14 protein-coding genes are annotated in these 13,347 nt (G+C 62.4%); 6 read left to right on the forward strand and 8 right to left on the reverse strand.

Going from position 1 to position 13,347, the window contains the following annotated elements; genetic code table 11:
* Window positions 1–47 precede the first annotated feature (47 nt).
* The 3 genes from eat to oxlT all read left to right on the forward strand — a co-directional run bounded on the left by eat (window position 48) and on the right by oxlT (window position 4,230).
* On the forward strand, window positions 48–1,409 hold the full coding sequence (gene eat / locus JK232_RS07040) for an ethanolamine permease (RefSeq protein ID WP_072928158.1): 1,362 nt from the start codon (window positions 48–50) through the stop codon (window positions 1,407–1,409).
* A 46-nt stretch (window positions 1,410–1,455) separates the two neighbouring features.
* Complete coding sequence (locus JK232_RS07045) at window positions 1,456–2,796, forward strand: aspartate aminotransferase family protein (RefSeq protein WP_072928156.1); 1,341 nt, start codon at window positions 1,456–1,458, stop codon at window positions 2,794–2,796.
* Between the two features lie 138 nt (window positions 2,797–2,934).
* Window positions 2,935–4,230, forward strand: a complete 1,296-nt coding sequence (gene oxlT, locus JK232_RS07050; protein ID WP_072928155.1) for an oxalate/formate MFS antiporter — start codon at window positions 2,935–2,937, stop codon at window positions 4,228–4,230.
* A gap of 40 nt (window positions 4,231–4,270) precedes the next feature.
* Here oxlT and JK232_RS07055 read toward each other — a convergent pair whose 3' ends face one another.
* Window positions 4,271–5,077, reverse strand: coding sequence for an MBL fold metallo-hydrolase (locus JK232_RS07055; protein ID WP_072928153.1), 807 nt, complete (start codon window positions 5,075–5,077; stop codon window positions 4,271–4,273).
* A 327-nt stretch (window positions 5,078–5,404) separates the two neighbouring features.
* Between JK232_RS07055 and JK232_RS07060 the strand changes: the two genes are divergently transcribed.
* A complete protein-coding gene (locus JK232_RS07060; protein ID WP_072928152.1) occupies window positions 5,405–5,623 on the forward strand; it encodes a hypothetical protein in 219 nt (72 codons plus the stop codon).
* 48 nt (window positions 5,624–5,671) lie between these two features.
* Here JK232_RS07060 and catA read toward each other — a convergent pair whose 3' ends face one another.
* From catA to JK232_RS07095, 7 genes are all read right to left on the reverse strand, one after another.
* Window positions 5,672–6,601, reverse strand: coding sequence for a catechol 1,2-dioxygenase (gene catA / locus JK232_RS07065; RefSeq protein ID WP_072928150.1), 930 nt, complete (start codon window positions 6,599–6,601; stop codon window positions 5,672–5,674).
* 87 nt (window positions 6,602–6,688) lie between these two features.
* Window positions 6,689–6,979: a muconolactone Delta-isomerase gene (gene catC / locus JK232_RS07070; protein ID WP_072928149.1), complete on the reverse strand. Its 291-nt coding sequence runs from the start codon at window positions 6,977–6,979 to the stop codon at window positions 6,689–6,691.
* A gap of 21 nt (window positions 6,980–7,000) precedes the next feature.
* Window positions 7,001–8,116 (reverse strand): muconate cycloisomerase family protein, encoded by a 1,116-nt coding sequence (locus JK232_RS07075; RefSeq protein ID WP_072928147.1) that lies wholly within the window; start codon window positions 8,114–8,116, stop codon window positions 7,001–7,003.
* Window positions 8,091–8,882 (reverse strand): 3-oxoadipate enol-lactonase, encoded by a 792-nt coding sequence (gene pcaD / locus JK232_RS07080; protein ID WP_072928146.1) that lies wholly within the window; start codon window positions 8,880–8,882, stop codon window positions 8,091–8,093. Before pcaD ends, JK232_RS07075 begins: the two co-directional genes overlap by 26 nt.
* A 9-nt stretch (window positions 8,883–8,891) precedes the next feature.
* Entirely contained in the window at window positions 8,892–10,094 is a 1,203-nt protein-coding gene (pcaF, locus tag JK232_RS07085) for a 3-oxoadipyl-CoA thiolase (RefSeq protein ID WP_101854727.1), read from the reverse strand.
* Window positions 10,072–10,770, reverse strand: coding sequence for a 3-oxoacid CoA-transferase subunit B (locus JK232_RS07090; RefSeq protein WP_072928143.1), 699 nt, complete (start codon window positions 10,768–10,770; stop codon window positions 10,072–10,074). The genes pcaF and JK232_RS07090 overlap by 23 nt, the downstream gene beginning before the upstream one ends.
* Window positions 10,771–10,780: 10 nt before the next feature.
* Window positions 10,781–11,464: a 3-oxoacid CoA-transferase subunit A gene (locus tag JK232_RS07095; RefSeq protein ID WP_072928135.1), complete on the reverse strand. Its 684-nt coding sequence runs from the start codon at window positions 11,462–11,464 to the stop codon at window positions 10,781–10,783.
* Window positions 11,465–11,683: 219 nt separating this feature from the next.
* Between JK232_RS07095 and JK232_RS07100 the strand changes: the two genes are divergently transcribed.
* Together JK232_RS07100 and JK232_RS07105 are read left to right on the forward strand one after the other, a co-directional pair.
* Window positions 11,684–12,502, forward strand: coding sequence for an IclR family transcriptional regulator domain-containing protein (locus JK232_RS07100; protein ID WP_072928133.1), 819 nt, complete (start codon window positions 11,684–11,686; stop codon window positions 12,500–12,502).
* Between the two features lie 261 nt (window positions 12,503–12,763).
* On the forward strand, window positions 12,764–13,162 hold the full coding sequence (locus JK232_RS07105; RefSeq protein WP_212588980.1) for an H-NS family histone-like protein: 399 nt from the start codon (window positions 12,764–12,766) through the stop codon (window positions 13,160–13,162).
* Window positions 13,163–13,347 lie beyond the last annotated feature (185 nt).

Below are 13,347 nucleotides of genomic sequence, written 5' to 3' on the forward strand. Positions count from 1 at the left end.
GCGTGCATTATCGGGATCACTCTTTTGACCTCGACCGGAGTAACGCAATGAGTCAGTTAAAACCCTCTTTGGGCAGTTGGCATTTGTGGAGTATTGCTGTCGGGCTGGTGATCTCCGGCGAATATTTCGGCTGGAGCTATGGCTGGGGCGTGGCCGGGACGCTGGGGTTTCTGGTCACCACGCTCGGGGTGGCGGCCATGTACAGCTGCTTTATCTTCAGCTTTACCGAGCTTACCACCGCGATCCCCCATGCCGGCGGGCCGTTTGCCTACAGCCGCCGGGCCTGGGGTGAAACCGGCGGTTTTCTGGCCGGGATGGCCACACTGATTGAGTTTGTCTTCGCCCCACCGGCGATTGCGATGGCGATCGGGGCTTACCTGAATGTGCAGTTCCCGGCGCTGGATCCGCGTTATGCGGCGATCGGTGCCTATCTGGTGTTTATGACGCTGAATATTCTCGGTGCGCATCTGGCGGCGATGTTTGAGCTGCTGGTGACGGTGCTGGCAGTGGTGGAACTGCTGGTGTTTATGGGCGTGGTGTCGCCGGGGTTCAGCGTGGCGAACTTTGCCGCCCAGGGCTGGGCGGGGGCCGATCACTTCTCGCTCCAGACGCTCTCCGGTATTTTTGCCGCCATCCCGTTTGCCATCTGGTTCTTTCTGGCGATTGAAGGCACGGCAATGGCGGCGGAAGAGGCCAAAGACCCGGTGCGCACCATTCCGCGCGCCTATATCGGCGGCATTCTGACGCTGGTGGTGCTGGCGATTGGCGTGATGCTGATGGCCGGTGGCGTGGGCGACTGGCGCAGCTTCGCCAACATCAATGACCCGCTGCCGCAGGCGATGAAACGGGTGGTGGGGGATGACTCACGCTGGCTGCATATGCTGGTCTGGATCGGGTTGTTTGGGCTGGTGGCGAGTTTCCACGGCATCATCCTCGGTTACTCGCGGCAGGGGTTTGCGCTGGCGCGCGCCGGGTTCCTGCCGCCGTCTCTGGCCAAACTGTCACGCTTTTCCACCCCCCACCGGGCAATCCTGGCGGGCGGGGCGATCGGGATTATGGCGATCCTGGCGGATGGCCGGGTGAACTTGCAGGGCATGAGCCTGACCGCGGCGATGATTACGCTCTCGGTGTTCGGCGCGCTGGTGATGTACATCATGAGTATGCTGAGCCTGTTCCGCCTGCGCCGTACCGAGCCGGGGCTGCGCCGCCCGTTCCGCGCGCCGGGTTACCCGCTGGTGCCGGGCATCGCGCTTGGGCTGGCGCTGGTTTGCCTGGCCGCGATGTTCTGGTTTAACCCGGAGGTGGGCAGCCTGTTTATCGGGCTGATGCTGCTGGGTTACGGCTACTTCCGCCTGACCCATGCCCAGCGCGCCGCCGCACCAAAAGACAGCATGCTGACCCAGGATTAACCATTATGCGCGGGGGTCGCCCGCGCCCAGCAAACAAGGGATCATTATGGCTACACGCTCAACCATCATGGACACCAACAGCTTCCGCGCGGAACATGCCGGCCAGCTGGACAGCGACACGCGCCGCCTGACCGACCAGCGCAGCCGGGTGCTGGGGGAATCTTACCGCTTGTTCTACCGCAAACCGGTGCATCTGGTGAAAGGCCGCGGCCAGTACCTGTGGGACGCCGCCGGGGACAAATACCTGGATGTCTACAATAACGTCGCCAGCATCGGCCATTGCCACCCGGCCGTGGTGGAGGCGGTAACGGCACAGATGCAGCAACTGAATACCCACACCCGTTACCTGCACCAGCGCATCCTCGACTATTCAGAAGATCTGCTGGCGACGCTGCCCGCCGCCCTCGACCGCGCCATGTATATGTGCACCGGCTCGGAAGCCAACGATCTGGCGATCCGCGTGGCGAAGGCGTACAGCGGCGGCACCGGCATCATTGTCACGCAGGAGGCATACCACGGCACCAGCGAACTGACCTCCGGCGTCTCCCCGGCGCTCGGCAGCGGCCAGCCGCTGGCGGCCACCACCCGGCTGGTGCCGCCGCCGGACCGCTACCGGGTCACTGACCCTGATCTCGGTGCCTGGTTTGCCGGCCAGATCCAGCAACAGATTGATGACATGGCCGCGCACGGCATTACATTCGCCGGTTTCCTGGCGGATTCGATCTTCTCCTCAGACGGCGTGTTGCCGGACCCGGCCGGGTTCCTGCAACCGGTTATCGACGTGGTGCATAAAAATGGCGGGATCTATATCGCGGATGAGGTGCAGCCCGGCTTTGGCCGCACCGGTGAGGCGTTCTGGGGCTTTGCGCGCCACGGCATCGTGCCGGACATCGTCACCACCGGCAAGCCGATGGGCAACGGCATCCCGGTTTCCGCCATGCTGGCAAAAAGCGAGGTGCTGGCTGCCTTCAGTGACACCATCCCTTATTTCAACACCTTTGGCGGTAACCCGGTGGCGATGGCCGCCGCGCAGGCGGTGTTGCAGGTGATTAAAGACGAGCAATTGCAGCAACACAGCCTGGCCGTGGGGCAACAGCTGTTACGTGAGCTTCAGGGGCTGGCCGCGAAGTATGAGTGCGTGGGCGATGTGCGTGGGGCCGGGTTGTTTATCGGTTTCGAACTGGTCAGCGACCGGGCGGCGAAAACCCCGGACAAAGCGCTGGCACTGGACGTGACTGAACGGCTGCGCGAACAGCGGGTACTGACCTCGGTTGCCGGGCCGTATGGCAACGTGCTGAAACTGCGCCCGCCGCTGGCGTTCCAGGCCAGCGACATCGACTGGCTGGTCAGCGCACTCGATACCAGCCTGGCCACGCTGTCACGCTGAAGGCGAAAGGGGCGAATGCCCCTTTTTGCGCCATACGGTTACCCTTTCCCCTGGCACACATCCTGCATTACCTGCTTATCCCTGTTGGCGGCCGGCGCGATCCCCGCGCCCGGCGGCGGAATGAAAGGAACGATAAGTATGACGGCACACACTCTCCCGCTGGGTTTTACGGCACGCACCAAATGGCAGCAACTGGTGCTCGGTTTGATCTGTATGGCGGCAATCTCCAGCCCGCAATATGTCTGGACGTTACTGACCAAGCCGCTGGCCGCGTCATTGGACGTGCCGCTGGCAGAACTTCAGGTGACCTTTTCCCTGCTGATTATCCTTCAGACCTTCTTCTCACCGTTTCAGGGCAAATTGATTGACCGCTTTGGCCCACGGTTGCTTATCTCGCTCGGCACGCTGCTGGCGGGATTCAGTTGGGTGCTGACCTCACAGGTCGCCAGCCTGCCGATGCTCTATCTGGTGTATGGCGGTATGGGCGGCCTCGGTACCGGCATTGTTTATGTGGGCGTGGTGGGGCTGATGGTGCGCTGGTTCCCGGCGCAGCGCGGCTTTGCCGCCGGGATGGTGGCGGCGGGCTACGGCATGGGCGCGATTGTCACCACATTCCCGATCTCCGCATCGCTGGCGGCGTATGGCCTGAGCCACACCCTGTGGCTGTTCGGGCTGATCTTTGCCGCCATTGGGTTTGTCGCGGCGCAGGGGCTGCGGGTGCCGCCGTCGGCCGTGCTGGCGCATCATGACGCCACGGCGGGCGCGCCTGCCCAGCGGCAGTTCCGCCCCGGTGAAATGCTGCGCCAGCCGCTGTTCTGGCTGATGTTTTTGATGATGACCATGATGTCCACCTCCGGCCTGATGGTCACCTCGCAGATGGCGATCTTCGCCCACGATTTCGGCATGACCGGCGTGACGGTGTTTGGCCTGGCGGCGCTGCCGCTGGCGATGACCATCGACCGCTTCACCAACGGCCTGACCCGCCCCCTGTGCGGCTTTATCTCTGACCGCATCGGGCGTGAAAAGATGATGTTCTGGGCCTTTGCGCTGGAAGGGGTGGCGATGACGCTCTGGCTGATGTGCCGCAGCGATCCGGTGCTGTTTGTGCTGCTCTCCGGGCTGGTGTTCTTTGGCTGGGGCGAAATCTTCTCGCTGTTCCCGTCCACGCTGACGGACACCTTCGGGGCGCAACACGCCACCAGCAACTATGGCTGGCTCTATATGTCGCAAGGGGTGGGCTCCATCTTCGGCGGGCCGCTGGCGGCGATGCTCTATCAGCACAGCGGTGGCTGGGGGCTGGTGTTCGGCAGCGCGATTACCCTGGATTTCATCACCGCGGCCCTGGCGCTCTGGGTGCTGAAACCCTGGCGCGCCCGGTTCCTGAGCCGCCAGCCCGCGGCCTTTGCCCCGCAGGCCGTCTCAACCGCGCCGTAACCTGCCGGCCGGACATCCGCTGTCCGGCCCGTTTTTCCCGCTAACTCAGCAGATCGATATAGCGTTTTACCGCCTGTGCCACGACGCGCTTGCCGTCATGCAGGATTTGCTGGCCGGGAAATGCCCCGTACAACCGGTTAAAGGAGAGCGTATCCAACCGGCTGCCGATATGGCGCACATCGCTTGCGCCCAGCGGCAACAGATTGGGGTAACTGCGCATAAAGGAGACGTGGGCGTTGTCCGGGGAGATTTGCAGCGTGTCGCCCACCAGCACCACACCGGTGCGATCGTGGGTGCCGTTCCAGTGCAACACCGTGGCACCGGGGAAGTGCCCGCCGAGGCAGGCGAGCTGCACACCGGGCAGCAGATCCAGGGCTTCCCCCTTCCAGAAATGGATCGCCGGGGAAGGGCGCACCACCCACGCACGGTCGGCGGCGTGCAGGTGAACCGGCACATTGCCGAACGCTGCGCTCCAGTCCTGCATCCGGGTGTAGTAATGCGGGTGGGACACGGCAATATGCGCCAGCCCGCCGAGGCTCTGCACCAGCGCTTTGGTGGCGTCATCCAGCAGGGCGGTGCAGTCCCATAAGATATTGCCGTGCGGGGTTTGCAGTAAAAAAGCCCGCTGGCCGATGCCCAGCTCAGGCGTCGGGTGCAGGCTGAACAGGCCCGGCTCGTGCAACTGCCAGGCGTGGGTGTAGTGTTGGTCAATGTGCTCGGCGGTGGTCCACTTTTGCCCATCAGGCGGTACCCACTGGCGTTCATCATCGCAGATTGCGCAGTGTGCCGGTGCGGCTGCGACCGGCGGGTAAGCGGTGCCGCACGTGGAACATACATAAAGGGTCATCAGCTCCTCCCTGTCGTCTCGCGCCACTCTGGGGCAAGCTCCGGCCCGCAAGGCGCAACGTCAGCACCCCTCATCAGATTATCCGCGACGGGTGCCACCATAGATAAGAATAGTTGATGATTACGCTTGTGCCTGTTATTGCAGCTATTCCTGCCCCGGCTGATTTTATGCGGCACGTTTCCCATTATGGCGAATAGCCTTTTGGTTTGTGTGGCTAAATTTGTATACTCTCCGCGCCTGATTCAGCAGGTAAGCGCCACAGGCGGCCGGGCACCCTGCACACGTGCCGTCTGATGACACATGGTTGTGTTTCCGGAGTGACGGGTTATGAAGAATGAAGAAAGAGACAATATTTTAGACCGGCTTGAACAGGTGCTGATCAGCAGCAAACTGGGGGCCGAGGAGCAGGTGGCGGTCGTGATGCTGCTGACGTTTAACCTGTTGGCCGCCAGCCGCACCAATGCCGTCAGCCTGGAGATTTCCGATGGGCGCACCCTGTCTGTAAAACTGGAAAATCCCCATTCTGCGCCGGTTCATACCCACTGATTCCCTTTGTTCACGGGCAGGCGCGCTGCCCGTGTTTTCCTTCCTGCTTTATTCCTGCAAGGCACGCAGGCGGTTGATGCGCTGCTCCTCCAGCGGCTGGGTGGCCGGGGCCAGCACGAAATCAAATTCAATCTCGGTGTGCGGGTGCGGCAGGTCGCGCCGGGCGCTGAGTTGCGGGTCAGTGATCTCCACCGGTTCAGCAATCAGTTCATCACGGGTAGCGAACGCGAAATCGTCCCACAGGTACTGGTCACCGTTGAGGTTGATCTGGGTGGTAAGGTGCTTGTGGCCGGGCGCAGAGATAAAGAAGTGGATATGCGCCGGGCGGTTGCCGTGGCGGCCGAGGCGGTCCAGCAGCGCCTGCGTTGGGCCGTCCGGCGGGCAGCCGTAGCCGGACGGCACAATGCTGCGCACGGCGTAACGGCCGTCGGCATCGGTTTTCACACGGCGGCGCAGGTTGTATTCGCTCTGTGATTTATCAAAGAACGAGTAATTGCCGAGCGTATTGGCGTGCCAGATGTCAACAATCGCCCCCGGCAGCGGTTCGCCGTCGGTGTCTTTCACCTGGCCATGCAGCCACATCACCCGGCCCTGATCCCGGCCGTCATCCATGCGTGCATAGCCGTCACTTAACGGGGCATTCGCCACATACAACGGCCCCTCAATGGTGCGGGGGGTGCCGCCGCCAAAGCCCGCCTCGGCCTCGCGCGCATCTTCACGCAGGTCAAGGTAGTGCTCCAGCCCCAGGCCTGCTGCCAGCAGCGCCGCCTCCTGCCGCCCGCCCAGGGTGTGCAGGTAATTGGCCGCCTGCCAGAACTCCTCCGGCGTAATATCAAATTCATCAATCAGGTTACAAATATCGCCCACCAGCCGGTGCATTATTTTTTTAAAGCGAAGATCGCCGCCTTCACTATTAAGCCCGCTGCTGATCTCAATTAATTTTTTTACGTCTTCATGCTGGCTGAATTTAGTTGTCATGTTATCGCCCTCATTGCAGTGTAGGGTAGGTCAGGGTAGACAGCGGCAGGGCGGCGTGAATACACCGCCCGGTATAGCCTTTTTTAATTAACGGTCGTCGCTATGAATACTGGAAGGGTGGCGGCATAACGGTGCCACGCTGATGGTCATGTACGGGTAAAGCGGCAACCCGTTCAACAGGTTATGCAATTCTTCATTGCTCTCCACGTCGAAAATACTGACGTTGGCATAACTGCCTGCCACCCGCCAGACATGCCGCCATTTGCCCTGCTCCTGTAATTTCTGGGCATAGGCTTTCTCGTCCGCTTTTATTTTATCTGCCACATCTTTCGGCATATCCAGCGGAATATTCACGGTCATCTCAACTTTAAATAACATCCGGTGACTCCTGTGTAAGATCTATTTGCGTTGGTAGAAGCGGAATTTATCTTCATCCAGCGTGATGCCCAACCCTGGGCCTTGCGGCAGGGTAACCCGGCCATCACGGAAAACCGGGGGGTTGGCAATAATATCGTCTTTCAGTAACAGCGGGCCAAACATCTCCGTGCCCCAGCTGAGCGGCAGGGTTGACCAGGCGTGCAGCGAGGCCACGGTGCCGAGCGTACCCTCCAGCATGGTGCCGCCATACAGCGCGATGCCCGCTGCCTGCGCCACATGGGCCAGCTTCAGCGCCTGCGCCGGGCCGCCTGCTTTGGCAATTTTCAGTGCATAGGCCCCGGTAAACCCGGCCGCCGCCAGCGCGTAACCGTCGTGGGCGTCGGCTACCGCTTCGTCTGCCAGCACCGGCAGCACAAAACGTTGGCTGAGGCTGACCAGCGCGGCACGGTCCCACAATGCTACCGGCTGCTCCACCAGGTCGATGCCGATTTCCTGCAACGCCGCCATGCCGCGCACGGCGGTGACGGCGTCCCACGCCTGATTCACATCCACCCGGATGCTGACGCCGTCGCCCAGCCCCTCTTTGATTGCCTGGGTATGGCGCAGGTCTTCCGCCAGCGTTTTCGCGCCGATTTTCAGCTTAAAGGCCTGATGGCGGCCCTCTGCCAGCAGCCGTTTTCCCTCGTCGATATCGCGCCCGGTATCGCCGCTGGCGAGTGTCCACAACACCGGCAGGGAAGGCGTGATCGCGCCGCCCAGCAGGGTGCTGACCGGCACGCCGAGGCGTTTGCCCTGAAGGTCGAGCAGGGCGGTTTCCAGCGCCGATTTGGCAAACGTGTTGCCCTTCACCGGCAGGTTCATCGCCGCTGCCAGTGATGCCGGGCCGTCAAAACGTTTGCCGCACACCGCCGGGGCGAGGTAAGTGTCAATGGCGGATTTGATGCCCTCCGGGCTTTCCGGGCCGTAGCTCAGGCCGCCGATGGTGGTCGCCTCGCCCCAGCCGACTGCGCCGTCGCTGTCGGTCATTTTGACGATGGTCAGGGTCTGGCAGCCCATGGTGGCCATCGAGAGTTTATGCGGACGGATGGTGGGAATATCCACCAGCCAGCTCTCAATGCGTGCGATCTGAATGCTCATCGGCGGCTCCTTGTCGTTCTAAAAAATGCAGCAATTGGGCGGTGAAGGCGTCCGGCACTTCGATATTGCTGAGGTGCGAGGCGGGCAGAATATGCAGTTCAGCATCCGGCGCGTGGCGGAGAATCTCCCCCGCATCCTGCACGGTGGTGACCAGGTCATCCTGCCCGGCCAGCACCCGCATCGGGCGCGGCATGGCGGGCAGTGCGCTGCGGAGGTCCGCCCCGGCCAGCGCCTCACAGCAGGCGGCGTAGCCCTCTGCATCGGCGGCCGCCAGCGCAGCGGCCAGGGCATTGACCTGTTCCGGATGGCGGCGGATAAAGTCCTCATTGAACCAGCGGGCGGGGGAGGCCTCCGCCACCGGCTTCAGCCCCTCTGCGCGTACCAGCCGCGCCCGTTCCAGCCAGCCTTCGCGGCTGCCGATGCGGGCGGCCGTGTTCGCGACAACAAAGGCGTGGAAGCGTGACGGCGCATAGCGGTTGAGCCACAGCCCGGTCAGCCCGCCCATCGAGATGCCGCAGAAATACGCCTGCTCTGCACCGACGTGATTCAGCAGGGTAATCACATCTTCACCCAGTTGCGCCAGCGTCAGCGGTTCAGCGGGCAGCGGGGTAGTGCCGTGGCCGCGCGGGTTATAGCGCAGCACCCGGAAATGGGCGGTCAGCGCCGCCATCTGCGGCTGCCACATCGTATAAGTGGTGCCGAGCGAGTTGGCGAGCACCAGCAGTGGGGCCTGCTCCGGCCCGTCGAGGCGGTAATCAATCTCCATCATCTCTCCTCAGGCCCGTTCCAGGATCAGCGCGATACCCTGGCCGACGCCGATGCACATGGTGCACAGGGCGTAACGGCCGCCGGTGCGTTGCAGTTCATAGGCCGCGGCCATCGCCAGCCGCCCGCCGGAGGCACCGAGCGGGTGGCCGAGCGCGATCGCGCCGCCGTGCGGGTTAACGTGCGGCGCATCATCCGGCAGCCCCAGTTCACGGGTCACGGCCAGCGCCTGCGCGGCAAAGGCTTCGTTCAGCTCAATCACGTCCATCTGGTCAAGGCTCAGCCCGGTATTCTGCAACACTTTGCGCACGGCGGAGATTGGGCCGACGCCCATAAACGCCGGTTCCAGCCCGATAACCGCGCTGGCGACAACCCGCGCCAGCGGCGTCAGGCCGTTGCGTTGTGCGCCGCGCTCGCTGGCCAGCAGCAGGGCGCAGGCACCGTCATTCAGGCCGGAGGCGTTGCCCGCCGTCACAGTACCCTGGCCGTTGACGACCGGTTTCAGCTTTGCCAGCGCCTCCAGGGAGGTGGCGCGCGGGTGTTCATCCCGTTCAACGCGCAGCGGTTCGCCCCGTTTTTGCGGGATCGTCACCGGCATCAACTGGCGGGCAAATATCCCGCTCTCCTGGGCGGCGGCGGTGCGCTGCTGGCTGCGCAGGGCAAAGGCGTCCTGATCTTCCCGGCTGATGCCAAAGCGCGCCGCGACGTTTTCAGCGGTTTGCGGCATGGTTTCCACGCCATACAGCGCCTGCATTTTCGGGTTGATGAAGCGCCAGCCCATGGTGGTGTCTTCCAGTTGCATGGTGCGGCTGAAGGCGCTCTCCGCCTTGCCCATCACAAACGGCGCGCGCGACATGCTCTCCACGCCGCCGGCCAGCAGCAGGTCGCCCTCGCCGGTTTTGATCGCGCGGGCGGCCATCGCCACCGCATCCAGGCTGGAACCGCACAGCCGGTTGACCGTGCAGCCCGGCACCGACACCGGCAGCCCGGCCAACAGCAGCGCCATGCGCGCCACGTTGCGGTTGTCTTCGCCCGCCTGGTTGGCGCAGCCCAGCAGCACATCGTCCAGCTGGCCCCAGTCCACCTGCGGGTTGCGCTGCATCAGCGCCTGGATCGGCAGCGCGGCCAGATCGTCAGCGCGCACCGCGGCCAGCCCGCCATTCAGGCGGCCAAAGGGGGTACGGACTCCATCACACAGATAAGCGGCGTTCATCGGCGGCCTCGGTTTGCGTCAGGTTGAAAATGAGGCGGACCGGGGTCACCTCCTGTAACTGTTCCGGCGTCAGGCCGCCGAAAATCTCCGTCACCACCAGCCCGTCGGGCGTGACATCCATCACCGCCAGATCGCTGTAGATACGGCTCACGCAGCCGATGCCGGTCAGCGGGTAGGTGCAGTGCTCCACAATTTTGCACTCGCCGTGGCGGGTGAGGTGCTCGGTCATTGCGAACACCTGCCGCGCGCCGATCGCCAGATCCATCGCTCCGCCCACTGCCGGGATCGCGCCCGGCTTGCCGGTGCTCCAGTTTGCCAGGTCACCGCGTGCCGACACCTGATAAACGCCCAGCACGCAGATGTCGAGGTGGCCGCCGCGCATCATGGCGAAGGAGTCACCGTGGTGGAAATAGCAGCCGCCGGTCAGCAGCGTCACGTACTGTTTCCCGGCGTTGATCAGCTCCGGGTCTTCCTCGCCCTCCGCAGGGGCAGGCCCCATGCCGAGGATGCCGTTCTCACTTTGCAGGAAGATCTCTTTATCGTGCGGCAGATAATTGGCGATCTGCGTCGGCATCCCGATGCCCAGGTTGACATACGCCCCTTCCGGGATGTCCTGGGCGATCCGGCGTGCCAGCTGTTCGTGCGTCAGTTTTTGTTCATAGTTCACGGGATCCATCATCGGCTCCTCAGGCGGAAAGGCGGTCAGCCGGGGCAGTCGCCACCAGACGCTGGACAAAAATGCCGGGGGTGATCACCTGTTCCGGGTCAAGCCCGCCCAGCGGCACCAGCCGGTTGACCTCGGCCAGGGTGCAGGTGGCAGCCATCGCCATGATCGGCCCGAAGTTGCGCCCGGTTTTGTCATACACCAGGTTGCCCCAGCGGTCACCCAGATGGGCGCGGATCAACGCGTAATCGGCTTTCAGCGGCCGTTCAAACACATAGTGGCGGCCGTCGATCTCGCGCGTCTCTTTGCCTTCGGCCAGTTGGGTGCCGTAGCCGGTCGGGGTGAAAATCCCGCCCAGCCCGGCGCCGCCTGCCTGGATGCGCGCCGCCAGGTTGCCCTGCGGCACCAGTTCCAGTTCCAGTTCGCCGCGGCGGTAGAGGTCATCAAATACCCAGGAATCGGACTGGCGCGGGAAGGAGCAGATCACCTTGCGCACGCAGCCCGCTTTCAGCAGCGCCGCCAGCCCGGTGTCACCGTTCCCGGCATTGTTGCTGATAAGCGTAAGGTCACGCGGGCGGCGGCGGATCAACGCTTCCAGCAGGGCGAACGGCTGCCCGGCCTGCCCAAACCCGCCAATCATCAGGGTTGCCCCATCGGGGATATCCGCCACCGCGTCGTCGGTGGAGGGGACGCTTTTATCAATCATCGGCTCTCCTGTCCTGTGTCTGCCTTGTCGGCTGCTCTTTTTTCACCCTATGCCTGCCCACCCGGCCGCTGCAAGACCGAATATCAAAACATTGTGCGATTATCGGCCATATTGTTATTGAGGTGTTAAAATTGTGATCTACCCAGAGAAAAGCGCGGGTGCAGGCTTGCCGCGGCGCAACAGGGTGAGGTACAGAATCGGCAGCGAAGAAGGAGGCTCATGGACAGCAACAGTGAATTACAACGTCTTGATGAGATTGGCGCGTTGACGGACGCCACCTACAAAGGCGACCCCAATTTTATGGCGTCGCTGGCGCGCGGGCTGGAGGTGTTGCAGGCATTTACCCCGTTGCACCACCGGCTGTCAGTGTCGCAAATCAGCCAGAGCACCGGCATCCCACGCGCGGCGGTGCGGCGTTGCCTCTACACGCTGCGCGCGCTCGGTTTTGTGCACTGCCCGGACGGGCGGCACTATGTGCTGCTGCCCAGGGTGCTGACCATCGGCCATGCCTATCTTTCCAGTTCAGAACTGGCGAAAGCGGCGCAAAACTCGCTGGAGTTCCTGAGTAAACAGCTCAATGAGTCCTGTTCGGTTGCCACACTGGACGGGGACAATATTCTCTACATCGCCCGCGCCACGGTGAAACGCATCATGACGATTGATCTCGGGCGCGGCAGCCGTTTACCGGCCTATGCCACGTCGATGGGGCTGGTGTTATTAAGTGCGCTGGACGAGGCGGAACTGGACGCCTACCTCTCGCGCGTGACCTTTGAACCGCTGACGCCGCACACGGTGCGCAATGCGGAACAACTGCGGGAGCAACTGGCCAGGGTGCGGCGGCAGGGCTACGCGATTAACGATCAGCAGCTTGAGCTTGGGTTGCGCTCAATTGCCGTGCCGATGCATTCGCGCAAAGGGGGCGTGGTGGCGGCGATGAACGTTGGGGTTAATGCGTCACAGGTGTCGGCACAGACCCTGCGCGAGAAGGTATTACCGCAGTTACAACGTACGGCAATGGAGCTGGCGCTGCTGTTGTAGGGCGGCGGATATATCCGCCGATATGGCCGGGATATTTCACCACGCCTGACGCAGTAACGGCCTGCTATTTCCGCCGCGGCTTTCTTGCCGGGGGAATAAACCCTTTTCCGCGCGCGGACTATATCCGCCCGGAATCGGGTAATAATTCATCTGTTGTCGCCGATTTTCGGCCCGTGGGTATTATTCTGCGGGAAGATATTATACTATCCCGGTTTTTTAAGACATGCATAAATATAAAGCAATAATGTGGAAGGATTTATTATGAATGGTTTTCTGAAGGCGTTGAACAATATCCGCACCCTGCGTACCCAGGCACGGGAGGTTAATCTGTCAACCTTAGAGGAAATCCTGCAAAAGCTGACGACCATCGTGGAAGAACGCCGCGCGGAAGAAGCGTCACAAAAGCAGCAGCAAGAAGAACACGCCTCCAAACTGAAAGAGTACCTGTCCCTGATGCAGGAAGACGGCATCGACCCGGCCGAGCTGCTGGTACTGACCGAGAGCAAACCGGGCCGCAAGACGCGCACCCCGCGCCCGGCCAAATATCAGTTTGTGGATGAAAACGGCGAAACCAAAACCTGGACCGGCCAGGGCCGTACCCCAAAACCGATCAAGCTGGCGCTGGATGCCGGCAAGTCACTGGACGATTTCGCCCTCTGACACCTCCGGGCGCTGCGGCGCCCGTTCATACTGTTGTCCGTTGATACCGTTATCCGTTGCTACTGCCGTCCGTTGATACCCTTTTCGTGCCCGGATCCCCCTTAATTAAACCTTACCTCTCCCGGCCGCTTATTTCCTCTGGTGGTTTCCCCTTTTCCGCTTTACCATCGCCTTTTATTCTGGTG

It is taken from the genome of Nissabacter archeti, assembly GCF_018257325.1.
GTDB classification, from domain to species: Bacteria; Pseudomonadota; Gammaproteobacteria; order Enterobacterales; family Enterobacteriaceae; genus Chimaeribacter; species Chimaeribacter arupi.